Here is a 17,010-nt window from a genome sequence, read left to right on the forward strand (position 1 = left end):
TGGTGATGTGGTCACTGATCTTGGGGCTGCTGCGGTGTGGGGTTTGGTGCGGTCGGCGCAGTGGGAGGATCCGGGCCGGTTTGTGCTGGTCGATGCCGATGGGGATCTGCCGTCGTCGGTGCTGGCCTCTGGTGAGTCGCAGGTGGCGGTTCGTGGGGGCGCGGTGTGGGTGCCGCGTCTGGCCCGGGTGACACCGTCTGAAGGGGCTCAGGAGTGGGATCCGGAAGGCACGGTTCTGATCACTGGCGGCACGGGTGGTCTGGGTGGTCATCTGGCTCGGCATTTGGTGGCCGAGCGTGGTGTGCGGCGTCTGCTGTTGACCAGCCGGAGGGGTTTGGATGCTCCGGGTGCGGTGGAGTTGCAGGCTGAGCTGATCGCGCATGGCGTCGAGGTCGAGGTTGCTGCTTGTGATGTGGCGGATCGGGATCAGGTGGCGGCGCTGCTGGCTGGTGTTGATCGGCTGACTGCGGTGGTTCACACGGCGGGTGTGCTGGAGGATGCGACGATCCCGTCGTTGACGGCGGACGGGTTGGACCGGGTGTTGCGGCCGAAGGTGGATGCGGCTTGGTATCTGCATGAGCTGACCAAGGACCTGGATCTGGCGGCGTTCGTCATGTATTCGTCCTTGTCGGGTGTGATGGGTTCCGCCGGGCAGGGCAACTACGCGGCCGCGAACACCTTCCTCAATGCGTTGGCGGAATTGCGTCGGGCTGAGGGGTTGCCCGGACTGTCGTTGGCCTGGGGCGCGTGGGCTCAGGATGCCGGGATGACCGGTGCCTTGAGTGAGGCCGATATGCGGCGGATGGCGCGTACGGGCATGCCGCCGTTGTCGGTGGAGGAGGGCCTGGCGCTGTTCGATGCCGCCGGCCGGGTGGGCCGGTCGGTGGTGATTCCGGTCCGGCTTGAGCTGCCAGTGTTGCGGGCTCATGGTGAGGTTCCGGGGTTGTTGCGCGGGCTGGTACGGGGCGGTCGGAGGTTGGCGGCGTCGGGTTCTGTGGTGGCGGCGACGTTGTTGCAGCGGTTGGCTCCGCTGGGAGCGGCCGAGCGTGCCGAGGTCATGGCGGACCTGGTCCGCACCGAGGTCGCGATGGTCCTGGGACACGCCTCGCCGGGGACCGTGGAGGTGCGGCGGGAGTTTCGTGAGCTGGGCTTCGACTCGCTGACTGCGGTGGAGTTGCGGAACCGGCTGAACTCGGTGACGGGTCTGCGGTTGCCGTCCACGCTGGTGTTCGACTACCCCACGCCGACGCTGCTGGCGGAGTTTCTGCTGGCGGAGTTGCTCGGTGAGGACGCCGGTGTGGTCATTCCCGGGCCTGTTGTGCCGGTGGCGGACGATCCGGTCGTGATCGTGGGTATGGCGTGCCGTTATCCGGGTGGGGTTGCCTCGCCGGAGGATCTGTGGCGGTTGGTGTCCGAGGGTGGGGATGCGATCTCGCCCTTCCCGACCACGCGAGGCTGGGACCTGGGGTCCTTCTACAACCCGGACCGGGAGAGCCGAGGAACCAGCTACGTACGTGAGGGCGGCTTCCTGCATGAGGCGGGGGAGTTCGATCCGGGGTTCTTCGGGATCTCGCCGCGTGAGGCGCTGGCGATGGATCCGCAGCAGCGACTGTTGCTGGAGACCTCCTGGGAGGCGATCGAGCGGGCCGGGATCGACCCGGTTGCCTTGCGGGGCAGTCAGACTGGCGTGTTCGCCGGGGTGATGTACCACGACTACGCGAGCAGCGTGTCGTTCCCGCCGGAGGCCCTGGGGTTCGTGGGTACCGGCAGCGCGGGCAGTGTGGTGACTGGTCGTCTGTCTTATGCGCTGGGGTTGGAGGGTCCGGCGGTGACGGTGGATACGGCGTGTTCGTCGTCGCTGGTGGCGTTGCATCTTGCCGCGCAGGCGCTGCGCGGCGGTGACTGTTCGCTGGCATTGGCCGGTGGCGTGACGGTGATGGCGAACCCGGGGCCGTTCATCGACTTCAGTGCGCAAGGTGGGCTGGCGGCCGACGGCCGTTGCAAGTCCTACTCCGAGGCGGCGGATGGGGTGAGCTGGTCCGAGGGTGTGGGTGCGCTGGTGCTGGAGCGGTTGTCGGACGCCCAGCGCAACGGTCATCAGGTGCTGGCGGTGGTGCGGGGCTCGGCCGTCAACCAGGACGGTGCGTCGAACGGTCTGACCGCCCCGAACGGTCCTTCGCAGCAGCGGGTGATCCGTCATGCCCTGGCCGTGGCGGGGCTCTCCCCTGCGGAGGTGGACGTGGTGGAGGGCCACGGCACCGGTACGACGCTGGGTGACCCGATTGAGGCGCAGGCGCTTCTGACGACCTATGGCCAGGACCGGGATCGTCCACTGCTGCTCGGGTCGATCAAGTCGAACATCGGCCACACCCAGGCCGCCGCCGGTGTCGCAGGTCTGATCAAGATGGTCATGGCCATGCGGCATGGGGTGCTGCCTCGGACGTTGCACGTGGACGCGCCGTCGTCGCACGTTGAGTGGGGCACGGGCGCGGTCGAGCTGCTGACCGCATCAACCGAATGGCCGGAAGCCGGTCGGCCGCGCCGGGCCGGTGTGTCGTCGTTCGGGATCAGTGGCACCAATGCGCACGTGATCATTGAGCAGGGGCCGCAGGCCGGTGTGGAGGAACGGGAGCCGGTCGGCGGCGTGGTGCCGGTGCTGGTGTCGGCTAAGACGGGTCCGGCGTTGCGGGCGCAGGCCGGTCGGCTGGCGGCGCACGTCACGGATCAGGGTGAGGTGCCGCTGATCGATTCGGCGTTCTCGCTGGCTACGACCCGTCCGGCGTTCGAGCATCGGGCAGTGGTGCTGGCCGGGGACCGTGATGGTGTGCTGGCCGGGTTGGGCGCGCTGGCCGAGGACCGTCCGGGTGCCGGCGTGCTGCGCGGGGTGGCTGGGTCGGAGCCGAGGCTGGCGGTGTTGTTCGCTGGTCAGGGGAGTCAACGGGTGGGGATGGGGCGGGAGTTGTATGACCGGTTCCCGGTGTTCGCGGCGGCGTTGGATGAGGTGATCGTCGCGCTGGATCCGTTGCTGGAGGGGTCGCTGCGTGAGGTGCTCTTCGCCGGGCCTGGGACGGCCGAGGCGGAGGTGTTGGATCGGACGGGGTGGGCGCAGCCGGCGTTGTTCGCGGTGGAGACGGCGTTGTTCCGGTTGGTCGAGTCCTGGGGTGCGCGGCCAGATGTGCTGGCTGGCCATTCGGTCGGGGAGATTACGGCGGCGCATGTGGCTGGGGTGTTGTCGCTTCAGGATGCGTGCGTTCTGGTGGCGGCGCGGGCTCGGTTGATGCAGGCGTTGCCGGTGGGCGGGGCGATGGTGGCGGTTCAGGCTGCCGAGGAGGAAGTCACTGCCCTGCTGGCCGAGGAGGAAGTCCCCGCGCTGCTGGCCGAGGGGGCTGTTGGCCTGTCGGCCGGGCGTCAGGCTGAGGTGTCGATCGCGGCGGTGAATGGTCCGGCCTCCACGGTGATTTCCGGGGAAGAGCAGGCGGTGCTGAAGCTGGCTGCCGTCCTTGAGCAGCGCGGCGTGAAGACACGGCGGTTGCGGGTGTCGCATGCATTCCATTCGCCGTTGATGGATCCGATGCTGGAGGACTTCCGCGCGGTCGCTGAGACGCTGACTTACAGTGCGCCGGAGATCCCGATCGTGTCCACGTTGACCGGGGAGACAACCGAGCGGTTGTGCTCGCCGGAGTACTGGGTGGAGCAGGTGCGTGGCGCGGTCCGGTTCGCCGATGGTGTCCGTGCCTTGCATGCGCGGGGAGTGCGGGCGTATCTGGAGTTGGGCCCCGATGGGGTGTTGACGGCGATGGCCGCCGACACGCTCGCCGACTCGGATGCCGTCCTGGTGCCGGTGTTGCGTAAGGACCGCGACGAGCCGACGGCGGCGATGACGGCGCTGGCCGAGTTGCACGTGCACGGGGTGCCGGTCGAGTGGGCGGCGGTGCTGGCGGGTGGTCGGCGGGTGGACCTGCCGACGTATGCGTTCCAGCATGAGTGGTTCTGGCCTGAGGGCAGCGCTGGCGCCGGTGTGGGGAATGTGGCTGCGGCGGGATTGGCGACGGCGGACCATCCGCTGCTGGGCGCGGCGGTGGGTCTGGCCGATTCGGATGGGGTGTTGCTGACTGGGCGGTTGTCGTTGGCGTCGCATCCGTGGCTGGCTGATCATTCGGTGGCGGGGATGGTGTTCTTCCCGGGTACCGGTTTCCTGGAGCTGGCGATCCGGGCGGGTGACCAGGTCGGTTGCGATTTGGTGGAGGAGTTGACGTTGGCCGCGCCGCTGGTGCTGGGCGAGGGCGAGTCGGTTGTGGTGCAGGTCGTGGTGGGTGCGCCGGAGGAGACGAGTCGTCGAACTCTGAGCATCTATTCGCGGTCGGCGCAGGCGGGTGACGAGGTGCCGTGGGTGCTACATGCCACGGGCGCGCTGGCCATGGACGGTCAGGCCGCCGCGCCGTTCGATGCGGTGGTGTGGCCGCCGGCCGGTGCGGCCTCGGTCGAGTTGGACGGGTTGTATGAGGAGCTGGCGGCCGGAGGGCTGGGCTATGGCCCGGTGTTTCAGGGGCTGCGGGCGGCCTGGCATGGCGCCGATGGAGAGGTGTTCGCTGAGGTCGTGCTTCCTGAGCAGTCGGGTGCGGGTTCGTTCGGGGTGCATCCGGCGTTGCTCGATGCGGCGTTGCATGCGTCGGCATTCGTTGGGCTGGATGTTGCGGCGGGTACGCGGTTGCCGTTCTCCTGGCAGGACGTGTGCTTGCATGCGGGTGGCGCTGATGTGCTGCGGGTTCGGCTGGCCAGGTCGGGCGAGGACGCGGTGTCGCTGAGTGCGGTGGATGCTGCCGGGGAGCCGGTGGTGTCGGTGCGGTCGCTGGTGTTGCGGCCGGTCTCAGCCGATCAGTTCGCCGGTGGTAGCGCGGAGCGAGACTCGCTGTTCGGTCTGGATTGGGTTGCGCTGCCGGAAGCCCCGGGTGCGCAGGCCGGTGTGAGTGTGGTTGAGCTGGTCGGTGATCTGTCCTCGCTGGACGAGGTGCCGGACGTGGTCACGGTCACGGTGGGGTCGGACGGCGTGGAGAACGTGGTGGAGTCGGCCCACGAGCTGACCAGCCGGGTGCTTGGTCTGCTGCAGTGGTGGTTGGCGGATGAGCGGTTTGCGGCTTCGCGGTTGGTGTTTGTCACGCGGGGTGCGGTGGTGGCTCGGGATGGTGATGTGGTCACTGATCTTGGGGCTGCTGCGGTGTGGGGGTTGGTGCGGTCGGCGCAGTGGGAGGATCCGGGCCGGTTTGTCCTGGTCGACGCCGATGGGGACCTGCCGCCATCGGTGCTGGCCTCGGGCGAGCCGCAAGTGGCGGTTCGTGAGGGGGCGATCTGGGCGCCGCGCCTGGCCCGGGTGACACCATCCGAAGAGGCTCAGGAGTGGGATCCGGAAGGCACGGTCCTGATCACTGGCGGCACGGGTGGTCTGGGTGGTCATCTGGCCCGGCACCTGGTGGCCGAACGGGGTGTGCGGCACCTGCTGCTGACCAGCCGGAAAGGCCTGGAAGCGGCCGGGGCCGGTGAGCTTGAGCGGGAACTGGCCGCACACGGCGCGCAGGTGACCATCGCCGCGTGCGACATGGCCGACCGGGATCAAGTGGCCGCACTGCTGGCCGGTGTCGACCGGCTGACTGCTGTGATTCACACCGCCGGTGTGCTGGAGGACGCGACGATCCCGTCGTTGACGGCGGACGGATTGGACCGGGTGTTGCGGCCGAAGGTGGACGCGGCCTGGCACCTGCACGAGCTGACCAAAGACCTGGACCTGGCGGCGTTCGTCATGTACTCGTCCTTGTCGGGTGTGATGGGTTCCGCCGGTCAGGGCAACTACGCAGCCGCGAACACCTTCCTCAATGCGTTGGCGGAGTCGCGCCGGTCCGAAGGGCTGCCCGCGCAGTCGCTGGCCTGGGGTGCGTGGACTCAGGACAGCGGGATGACCGGCGCGCTGAGCGAGGCCGATATGCGCAGAATGGCCCGTACGGGAATGCCGCCGTTGTCGGTGGAGCAGGGCCTGGCGCTGTTCGACGCCGCCGGCCGGGTGGACCGGTCGGTCGTGATCCCAGTCCGGCTTGAGCTGCCAGTGCTGCGGGCTCACGGTGAGGTGCCGGCGTTGCTGCGCGGGCTGGTACGGGGCGGGCGGCGGTCGGCGGCGTCCGGCTCGGTGGTGGCGGCGACGTTGCTCCAGCGGCTGGCTCCGCTGGAGGCGGGCGAACGTGCCGAGGCCCTGGTAGACCTGGTACGCACCGAGGTGGCCATAGTGCTGGGGCATGCCTCATCGGAGACGGTGGAGGTGCGGCGGGAGTTCCGCGAGCTGGGCTTCGACTCGCTTACTGCGGTGGAGTTGCGTAACCGGCTGAACGGTGTGACGGGGTTGCGGTTGCCGTCCACGCTGGTGTTCGACTATCCGACGCCGACGGTGCTGGCGGAGTTCCTGCTGGCCGAACTGCTCGACGAGCACGCCGACGCGATCGTCCCCACAGGCGTCTTGCCGGTGACGGACGATCCGGTCGTGATCGTGGGCATGGCGTGCCGCTTCCCGGGTGAGGTCAACTCGCCGGAGGATCTGTGGCAACTGCTCATGGAGGGCGGGGACGGCATTTCGTCCTTCCCGACCACGCGAGGCTGGGACCTGGGGTCCTTCTACAACCCGGACCGGGAGAGCCGGGGCACCAGCTACGTACGTGAGGGCGGTTTCCTGCACGAGGCGGGGAAATTCGATCCGGGGTTCTTCGGGATCTCGCCGCGTGAGGCGCTGGCGATGGACCCGCAGCAGCGGTTGTTGCTGGAAACCTCCTGGGAGGCGATCGAGCGGTCCGGGATCGACCCGGTCTCCTTGCGGGGCAGTCACACGGGCGTGTTCGCCGGTGTGATGTACCACGACTACGGGATGACCGCCAACCTTCCGCCGGAGACGATGGGCTTCGCGAGCACCGGTACCGCAGGCAGCGTCGCGACCGGTCGGATCTCCTACACGCTCGGGCTGGAGGGCCCTGCGGTGACAGTGGACACCGCCTGCTCGTCGTCGCTGGTGGCGCTGCACATGGCCGCGCAGGCGCTGCGGTCGGGTGAGTGCGATCTGGCGCTGGCAGGCGGTGTGACCGTGATGGCCACCCCTGGGGTGTTCATCGGGTTCAGCGCACAGGGCGGGCTGGCGGCCGACGGCCGGTGCAAGTCCTACTCCGAGTCGGCCGATGGCACGGGCTGGTCAGAGGGCGTGGGCATGCTCGTGGTGGAGCGGCTGTCGGACGCCCAGCGTAATGGTCACCAGGTGCTCGCGATCGTGCGCGGCTCCGCCGTCAATCAGGACGGTGCCTCCAACGGGTTGACCGCGCCGAACGGCCCGTCCCAGCAGCGGGTGATTCGCCAGGCGCTGGCCGTGGCGGGGTTGTCCCCTCTGGAGGTGGACGCGGTCGAAGGACACGGGACCGGTACGACGCTGGGTGACCCGATCGAGGCGCAGGCGCTGCTTGCGACCTACGGGCAGGATCGGGATCAGCCGTTGTTGCTGGGGTCGATCAAGTCGAATATCGGTCACACGCAGGCGGCGGCGGGTGTGGCCGGTGTGATCAAGATGGTGATGGCACTTCGGCATGGGGTGCTGCCGCAGACATTGCACGTGGACGAGCCGTCGTCGCATGTGGAGTGGGACTCGGGCGCGGTGGAGCTGCTGAGGGAATCGGTGGAGTGGCCGGAGGTCGGGCGTCCGCGTCGGGTGGGTGTGTCGTCGTTCGGGATCAGCGGCACGAACGCGCACGTGCTTATCGAGCAGGGGCCGCAGGCGGTCGTAGAGGAGCGGGAGCCGGTCACGGGTGTGGTGCCGTGGGTGCTGTCGGGCAAGTCGGAGGATGCGCTGCGGGCTCAGGCGGGTCGGCTGATTTCGCATGTTGACGCCTATGGCGATCTGGATGTGGGTTTCTCGCTCGTGACGACGCGGTCGCTGTTTGAGCATCGTGCGGTGGTGGTCGGCGGGGATCGCGAGACGTTGGTGGCGGGTCTGGAAGCGGTTCAGGCCGGAGGGCCAGGGGTGGTCCGGGGTGTGGCCGACGTCGAGGGCCGGATGGTGTGGGTGTTCCCCGGCCAGGGGACGCAGTGGGTGGGCATGGGTGCGGCGCTGCTGGAGGAGTCGGCGGTGTTCGCGGCGCGGATGGCGGAGTGTGCGGCGGCGTTGGAGCCGTTCGTGGACTGGTCGCTGCTGGACGTGGTCCGAGGCGCGCAAGAGCTGGACCGGGTGGACGTTGTCCAGCCGGTGTCGTTTGCGGTGATGGTGTCGCTGGCGGCGGTGTGGGAGTCCCTCGGTCTGCGGCCGGACGCCGTGGTCGGACATTCCCAGGGTGAGATTGCCGCTGCGGTGGTGGCCGGAGGGCTCTCTCTGCAGGATGGCGCGCGGGTGGTGGCGTTGCGCAGCCGTCTGATCGGTGAGCGGCTGGCTGGCGGTGGGGCGATGGCGTCGGTGGCGTTGCCGGTGGAGCAGGTGCGCGAACGGCTGAACGGCCAGGTGTCGGTGGCGGCGGTGAACGGCCCGAAGTCGGTCGTGGTGGCCGGTGCGGTCGAGGCCGTCGAGAAACTGATCGAGCGGCTGGCCGAGGATGGGGTGCGGGTCCGGCGGATCGCCGTGGACTACGCCTCGCACTCGTCCCAGATCGATCTCATCGGGGAAGAGTTGACGCAGACCCTGGCAGACGTGTCAGGGCGTGCGGTGCGGGTGCCGATGTTGTCCACGGTGACCGGTGAGTGGGTGCAGGGGCCGGAGCTGGATGCCGGGTACTGGTGTGACAATCTGCGCCGTACGGTGGGGTTCGCTCCGGCGATCGAGCAGTTGCTGGAGCAGCGGTATCGGGCGTTCGTCGAGGTGAGCCCGCATCCGGTGCTCACGGTCGGCATCAGCGAATGCGTGGACGAAACCGGTGCCGAGACAGTGATCGCCGGGACGTTGCGGCGTGACGACGGCGGGCTGGACCGGGTGCTGAACTCGGCAGCCGAACTGTTCGTCCGCGGCGTCCAGGTGGACTGGCAGGCGGCACTTACCGACGGACACCGGATCGACCTGCCGACGTATGCGTTCCAGCATGAGTGGTTCTGGCCCGAGGGCACTGGTTCGGGTGGCGGGGATGTCGCGGTGGCGGGGTTGTCGGCGGCGGATCATCCTCTGGTGGGTGCCGTGGTCGGTTTGGCCGATTCCGATGGGGTGTTGTTGACCGGGCGGTTGTCGCTCGCGTCGCATCCGTGGCTGGCTGATCATTCGGTGGCGGGGATGGTGTTCTTCCCCGGTACCGGCTTCTTGGAGCTGGCGATCCGGGCGGGTGACCAGGTCGGCTGCGATCTGGTGGAGGAGTTGACGTTGGCCGCGCCGCTGGTGCTGGGTGCGGATGAGTCGGTTGCAGTGCAGGTCGTGGTGGGTGCGCCGGAGGAGACCGGTCGGCGAGCGTTGAGCGTCTATTCGCGTCCGGCCGAAGCTGGTGACGATGTGCCGTGGGTGCGGCACGCCACCGGCACCCTTGCCACGGACAGCCAGGCCGCCGCGCCGTTCGATGCGACGGTGTGGCCGCCGGCCGGTTCGACCTCGGTCGAGCTGGACGGGCTGTATGAGGAGCTGGCCGTCGGAGGGCTGGGCTATGGCCCGGTGTTCCAGGGGTTGCGGGCGGTCTGGCAGCGAGACGGTGAGGTGTTCGCTGAGGTCGTGCTTCCTGAGCAGTCGGGTGCGGGTTTGTTCGGGGTGCATCCGGCGTTGCTGGATGCGGCGTTGCATGCGTCGGCATTCGTTGGGCTGGATGCTGCAGCGGGTACGCGGTTGCCGTTCTCCTGGCAGGACGTGTGCTTGCATGCGGGTGGCGCTGATGTGCTGCGGGTTCGGCTGGCTCGGTCGGGCGACGATGCGGTGTCGCTGAGTGCGGTGGATGCTGCCGGGGAGCCGGTGGTGTCGGTGCGGTCGCTGGTGTTGCGGCCGGTCTCAGCCGATCAGCTCGCCGGTGGTAGCGCGGAGCGGGATTCGCTGTTCGGACTGGAGTGGGTGCCGACGGCTCAGACGCCGGTGTCCGATGCCGGACCGGACATGGTGGAGCTCACCGAGGAGGCCCTTTCCGACCTGGCGCTGCTGGAAGTAGTGCCCGAGGTAATGACCATCAGTGTCCGCTCGTCGGAAACCGCAGGAACGGTGGAGTCGACGCACGAGCTCACCGGTCGGATGCTTGGTTTGCTGCAGTGGTGGTTGGCGGATGAGCGGTTCGCGGCTTCACGGCTGGTGTTTGTCACGCGGGGTGCGGTGGCGGCTCGGGATGGTGATGTGGTCACCGACCTCGCGGCTGCTGCGGTGTGGGGGTTGGTGCGCTCGGCTCAATGGGAGGACCCGGGCCGGTTCGTGCTGGTCGACGCCCATGGGGATCTGCCGCCGTCGGTGCTGGCCTCTGGAGAGCCGCAAGCGGCGGTTCGTGAGGGCACGATCTGGGTGCCGCGCCTGGCGCGGGTGACACCGTCCGAAGGGGCTCAGGAGTGGGATCCGGAAGGCACGGTTCTGATCACGGGTGGTACCGGTGGTCTGGGCGGTCATCTGGCTCGGCATTTGGTGGCCGAGCGGGGTGTGCGGCGTCTGCTGTTGACCAGCCGGAGGGGTCTGGATGCTCCTGGTGCGGTGGAGTTGCAGGCTGAGCTGATCGCGCATGGCGTCGAGGTTGAGGTTGCAGCTTGTGATGTGGCGGATCGGGATCAGGTGGCGGCGCTGCTGGCTGGTGTTGATCGGCTGACTGCGGTGATTCACACTGCCGGTGTGCTGGAGGACGCGACGATCCCGTCTCTGACGCCGGAGCGGCTGGAGGCGGTGCTGCGGCCGAAGGTGGACGCGGCCTGGCACCTGCACGAACTGACCAAGGACCTCGATCTTGCCGCGTTCATCCTGTACGCCTCCTTGTCGGGTGTAATGGGCTCGGCCGGTCAGGGCAACTACGCAGCCGCGAACACCTTCCTCAACGCGTTGGCCGAGTCGCGCCGCTCCCAGGGGCTTCCCGGACTGTCCTTGGCCTGGGGTGCGTGGACTCAGGATGCCGGGATGACCGGACAGCTGAGCGACGCCGACATGTTGCGGATCACCCGTACGGGAATGCCGCCGTTGTCGGTGGAGCAGGGCCTGGCGCTGTTCGATGCCGCTGTTGCGCATCAGCACGCGGTGCTGGTTCCGGTCAAGCTGGATCTGCCGTCGATACGCGCCTACGGCGAGGTGCCGGGGTTGCTGCGCGGGCTGGTACGGGGTGGCCGGCGGTCGGCGGCGTCGGGGTCGGCGGTGGCCGCGTCGTTGCTGCAGCGGCTGGCCGCGCTGGGGCCGGCCCAGCGTGCCGAGGTCATGGTGGACCTGGTCCGCACCGAGGTTGCGATGGTCCTGGGACACGCTTCGCCGGGGACGGTGGAGGTGCGGCGGGAGTTCCGCGAGCTGGGCTTCGACTCCCTGACCGCGGTCGAACTGCGTAACCGTCTGAACGTGGTGACCGGGCTGCGGCTGCCGTCCACGCTGGTGTTTGACTACCCAACGCCGACCGTGCTGGCGGAGTTCCTGCTGGCCGAACTGCTCGACGAGCACGCCGACGCGATCGTCCCCACGGCCGTCGCGCCGGTGACGGACGATCCGGTCGTGATCGTGGGCATGGCGTGCCGCTTCCCGGGTGAGGTCGCCTCTCCGGAAGATCTGTGGCGGCTGGTGATCGACGGAGAGGACGGGATCAGCGAGTTCCCGACGAACCGTGGCTGGGATCTGGGGGCGCTGTTCAACCCGGACCGGGAGAGCCAGGGCACCAGCTACGTGCGCGAAGGCGGGTTCTTGCGTGAGGCGGGAGGGTTCGATCCTGGGTTCTTCGGGATCTCGCCGCGTGAGGCGCTGGCGATGGATCCGCAGCAGCGCCTGCTGCTGGAGACCTCCTGGGAAGCGGTCGAGCGGTCCGGGATCGACCCGGCCTCGCTGCGGGGCAGCCACACGGGTGTGTTCGCCGGTGTGATGTACCACGACTACGGGATGAGTGCCGGACTCCCGCCGGAGGCGATGGGTTTCATCAGCACCGGTACCGCGGGCAGCGTCGCGACCGGCCGGATCTCGTACGCGCTGGGGCTGGAAGGGCCGGCGGTTACGGTGGACACGGCGTGTTCGTCGTCGCTGGTGGCGATGCACCTGGCGGCTCAGGCGCTGCGCTCCGGGGAATGCTCGCTGGCGCTGGCGGGCGGCGTGACCGTGATGGCCACCCCAGGGGTGTTCATCGGGTTCAGCGCACAGGGCGGGCTGGCCGCCGACGGCCGGTGCAAGGCGTTCGCGGATGCGGCGGACGGCACGGGCTGGTCCGAGGGTGTGGGTGTGCTGGTGCTGGAGCGGCTGTCGGACGCCCAGCGCAACGGTCACCAGGTGCTCGCGATCGTGCGCGGCTCTGCGGTCAACCAGGACGGCGCGTCGAACGGTCTGACCGCGCCGAACGGTCCTTCGCAGCAGCGGATGATCCGGCAGGCTCTGGCGAGCGCCGGGTTGGCTCCCGCTGATGTGGACGTGGTGGAGGGGCACGGTACGGGTACGACGCTGGGCGACCCGATCGAGGCACAGGCGCTGCTGGCGACCTATGGGCAGGATCGGGATCGGCCGTTGTTGCTGGGGTCGATCAAGTCGAATCTCGGTCATACGCAGGCGGCTGCGGGTGTGGCCGGTGTGATCAAGATGGTCATGGCGATGCGGCATGGCGTGCTGCCGAAGACGCTGCATGTGGACGAGCCGTCCTCGCACGTGGATTGGGCCTCTGGCGCGGTGGAACTGCTCACCGAGCCGGTGGAGTGGCCGAAGAACGGTCATCCGCGTCGGGCGGGGGTGTCGTCGTTCGGGATCAGCGGCACCAACGCGCACGTGATCTTGGAACAAGGGCCGGCAGCAGAGGAGGCTCCCCAGGGCCAGGAGTTGGGTGTGGTGCCGTTGCTGGTGTCCGCGAGGACGGAAGAGGCGTTGCGGGCGCAGGCCGGGCGGCTGGCGTCTCACCTGAGCACCGATCTGGGGTTGGCCGACGTCGCGTATTCGCTGGCCATGACCCGGTCGGCGTTCGAGCATCGTGCGGTGGTGCTGGCGGACGATCGTGAGGGTGCGCTCGCTGGTCTGGGTGCGGTGGCCGAGGGCCTGCCGGGTGTGGTGCGCGGGGTGGCTGGGTCGGAGCCGAAGCTGGCCATGCTGTTCACCGGTCAGGGAAGTCAACGGGCCGGGATGGGCCGGGAGTTGTATGACCGGTTCCCGGTGTTCGCGCGCGCTCTGGATGAGGTGATGACCGAGCTGGGTGGTTCGTTGCGGGAGGTGTTGTTCTCCGATTCGGAGGCGTTGGATCAGACGGGGTGGGCGCAGCCGGCGTTGTTCGCGCTGGAGACGGCGCTGTACCGGCTCGTCGAGTCGTGGGGTGTGCGACCTGAGGTGCTGGTCGGCCATTCGGTCGGGGAGATCACCGCTGCGCATGTGGCCGGGGTGCTGTCGCTGGCCGATGCGTGCGCTCTGGTGGCGGCGCGTGCCCGGTTGATGCAGGCGCTTCCTGAGGGTGGGGCGATGGTGGCGGTTCAGGCGGCCGAGGAGGAGGTCGCCGCTCTGCTGGTCGGGCGTGAGGCCGAGGTGTCGATCGCGGCGGTGAATGGCCCGGCTTCCACTGTGATCTCGGGGGTTGAGCAGGCTGTTCTTGAGGTGGCCGAGGTGCTAGGAGTGAAGTCGCGGCGGTTGCGGGTGTCGCACGCGTTCCATTCGCCGTTGATGGAGCCGATGTTGGAGGAGTTCCGTGCGGTCGCCGAGACGCTGACCTACAGTGCGCCGGAGATCCCGATCGTGTCCACCTTGACCGGAGAGACAATGTGCTCGCCGGAGTACTGGGTGGCGCAGGTGCGGGGCGCGGTCCGGTTCGCCGACGCCATACACACTCTCCAAGATCGGGGCGTGGGGGCGTACCTGGAGCTGGGCCCTGACGGGGTGTTGACCGCGATGGCCGCCGACACCGTAAATGTGGTGCCGACGCTGCGTAAGGACCGCGACGAGCAGACGGCGGTCATGACGGCGCTGGCCGAGCTGCACGTGCGGGGGGTGCCGCTTGATTGGGCGGCGGTGTTCCCCGGGGCTCGGCGGGTGGAGTTGCCGACGTATCCGTTCGAGCATCGGTGGTTCTGGCCGGAGCAGGTTGCTTCCGGCGCGGGCGATGTGTCGGCGGTGGGCCTCGCGTCGACGGATCACCCGATGCTGGGTGTGGCGATGCCGTTGGCCGACTCCGACGGGGTGGTGCTGACCGGGCGGATGTCGCTGTGGACGCATCCGTGGCTGGCCGATCACATGGTGGCGGGGAGGGTGGTCTTCCCGGGTGCCGGCTTCGTGGAGCTGGCGGTCAGGGCGGGCGACCAGGTCGGCTGCGAGGTGGTCGAGGAGCTCACCGTGGAGGCGCCCCTGGCGCTGGATGAGCGGGACGCGGTGGCCGTACAGGTGTGGGTGGGGGCGGCGCAGGAGTCGGGTCGCCGGACGGTGAGCGTGTACGCGCGCCGGGCCGAGGCCGAAGACGATCAGCCGTGGACGCGGCACGCCTCCGGTGTGCTGGCGGCCGGCGCCGTGGAGGCGGACCCGTTCGACGCGGCGGTGTGGCCGCCGGCCGGGGCGTCCGCGATCGAGCTCGACGGGCTGTATGACGATCCGGCGGCTTACGGTCCCGCGTTCCGAGGGGTGCGGGCGGCCTGGGAACGCGATGGTGAGATCTTCGCCGAGGTCACCCTGCCCGAACAGGCCGGTGACGCGGGCGCGTTCGGGGTGCATCCGGCGTTGCTGGACGCGGCGCTGCACGTGGCGCCGTTCGCCGGGCTGGACGATGCCGGGGGCGGCCTGGAGCCGTACTCGTGGAGTGAGGTGTTCCTGCACGCAGAGGGTGCGTCGGCGTTGCGGGTGCGAGTGACCAGGGCGGACGGCGACGCGGTGTCGCTGGTCGCGGTGGACGCGACGGGTGCGCCGGTGGTCTCGGCACGGTCGGTGGCGCTGCGGCCGGTCGCCGCCGATGACCCGGCGATGTCCGATGGTCGAGGCGCCGGGTGGGAGTCGTTGTTCCGGGTGGAATGGGCCGCTCCGGCCCGTACGCCGCAGGCCGTGGGGGCGCCGGTGTCGGTTGGCGTCCTCGGAGGGGACGCATCGGACGTCGCGACGGCGGTGTTGCGAGCGATGGACGAAGGCCGGCCGGGAATGCCGAACGGCGCTCCGGTGCGGGCGCATGCGGACCTGGCGTCGTTGGCGGCGTCGGGGCCGATCCCGGACGTGGTGCTGACGGAGGTCATCTCGGACCCGGTGGGCGGCGTGGTGGCGTCGGCACATGCGCTGACCGCCCGGATGCTGGAACTCCTCCAGTGGTGGCTGGCCGATGACCAGTACGCCGATTCGCGGCTGGTGATCCTGACCCGGGGTGCGGTCGCGGCGGGCGACGGCGAACTGGTCACCGATCTGGCGGCTGCGGCCGTGTGGGGTCTGGTACGGAGCGCGCAGTCGGAGAACCCGGGCCGGTTCGTGCTGGTGGACCTGGACGTGGATGGTGCACAGATCCCGGCTGGTCTGCTGACCTTCGGCGAACCGCAGGTGGCGGTGCGCGGGGGCGAGGTGCGCGTACCTCGGCTGGTACGGGTGCGGCCGGACACTGACGACGTCCGGCCATGGGATCCGGAAGGGACGGTGTTGATCACCGGTGGAACCGGTGGTCTGGGCGCGTTGTTCGCATGGCATGCGCTCGCCAAGCGCGGCGTACGGCGTCTGCTGCTGACCAGCCGCCGGGGCCCGGAGGCGCCAGGTGCCGTGGAGTTGCGGGCCGAGCTGATCGCGCACGGCGCCGAGGTTGAGATCGTCGCCTGCGACATGGCCGACCGGGATCAGGTGGCGTCTCTGCTGGCCGGGATAGACCCGGATCACCCGCTGACCGCCGTGATCCACACCGCCGGCGTACTGGCCGACGGCACGATCCCGTCGCTGACGGCCGAGAGCCTGGACGCGGTGCTGCGGCCCAAGGTGGACGCCGCCTGGCACCTGCACGAGCTGACCAAGAACCTCGACCTGGCGGCGTTCGTGCTCTTCTCCTCCCTGGCCGGGGTGATGGGCAACGCCGGCCAGGGCAACTACGCGGCGGCGAACGCGTTCCTGGACGCGCTGGCCGAGTCACGCCTGGCGCAAGAGCTGGCCGGGTTGTCGCTCGCGTGGGGCGCCTGGGCGCAGGACAGCGGCATGACCGGCACGCTGAGCGAGGCTGAGACGCGCCGGATCAACCGGACGGGCCTGCCGTCGCTCCCGGCCGAGCACGGGCTGGCCGCGTTCGAGGCGGCCGTCGCCTCGGGACGGGCGGCCGTGGTTCCCGTGCGGCTGGACCTGCCCGTGCTCCGCGCATTCCCCGAGGTGCCGCATCTGCTGCGCGGCCTGGTACGTACGGGACGCAGGTCCGCGGTATCCACCCAGGCCGGCGGCGGCGTTCACCTGGCCGAGCGGCTGGCCGGCCTGGACCAGGCCGAGCAGGCCTGGCTGGTGGTGGAGCTGGTGCAGTCGCAGGCGGCGGCGGTGCTGGGACACGCGTCGGCTGAGGAGATCCAGGAGGGACGGGAGTTCCGCGAGCTGGGCTTCGACTCGCTCACCACGGTGGAGCTGCGCAACCGGCTGAACGCCGCGACGGGGTTGCGGCTGCCGGCCACGCTGAGCTTCGACTATCCCACCCCGGCGAGCCTCGCCGAGTACATCCTGACGGAGCTCGCGCCCGGCGCGAACACCGTCGCGGAGTCGACGGTGCTGGGTGACCTCGACCGGGTGGAGGCCGTGCTCTCCGGCGACGCCCTCGATGAGCTCACCCGGAGCGGCATCGCGACCCGGCTGCGGCAACTGCTGGCCATCCTGCACGAGACCGGCGCGGAAACTAGTGAAATCGCGGTCGCCGACATGCTCGAATCGGCGAGCACCGAGGAAATCCTCAGCTTCATCGACAACGAGCTGGGCCGCTCGAAAGATCTGTGACCCCGCGT

Annotated in this window: 1 protein-coding gene; it reads left to right on the top strand. The window is 69.4% G+C overall.

Annotated features, from left to right (window positions below):
• The first annotated feature begins 187 nt into the window (after positions 1 to 187).
• Complete coding sequence (locus AB0I81_RS60990) at positions 188 to 17,002, top strand: SDR family NAD(P)-dependent oxidoreductase (RefSeq protein ID WP_360679162.1); 16,815 nt, start codon at positions 188 to 190, stop codon at positions 17,000 to 17,002.
• Positions 17,003 to 17,010: the final 8 nt, after the last annotated feature.

Origin of the sequence: Nonomuraea sp. NPDC050404 (assembly GCF_040655495.1) — a bacterium.
Taxonomy (GTDB): domain Bacteria; phylum Actinomycetota; class Actinomycetes; order Streptosporangiales; family Streptosporangiaceae; genus Nonomuraea.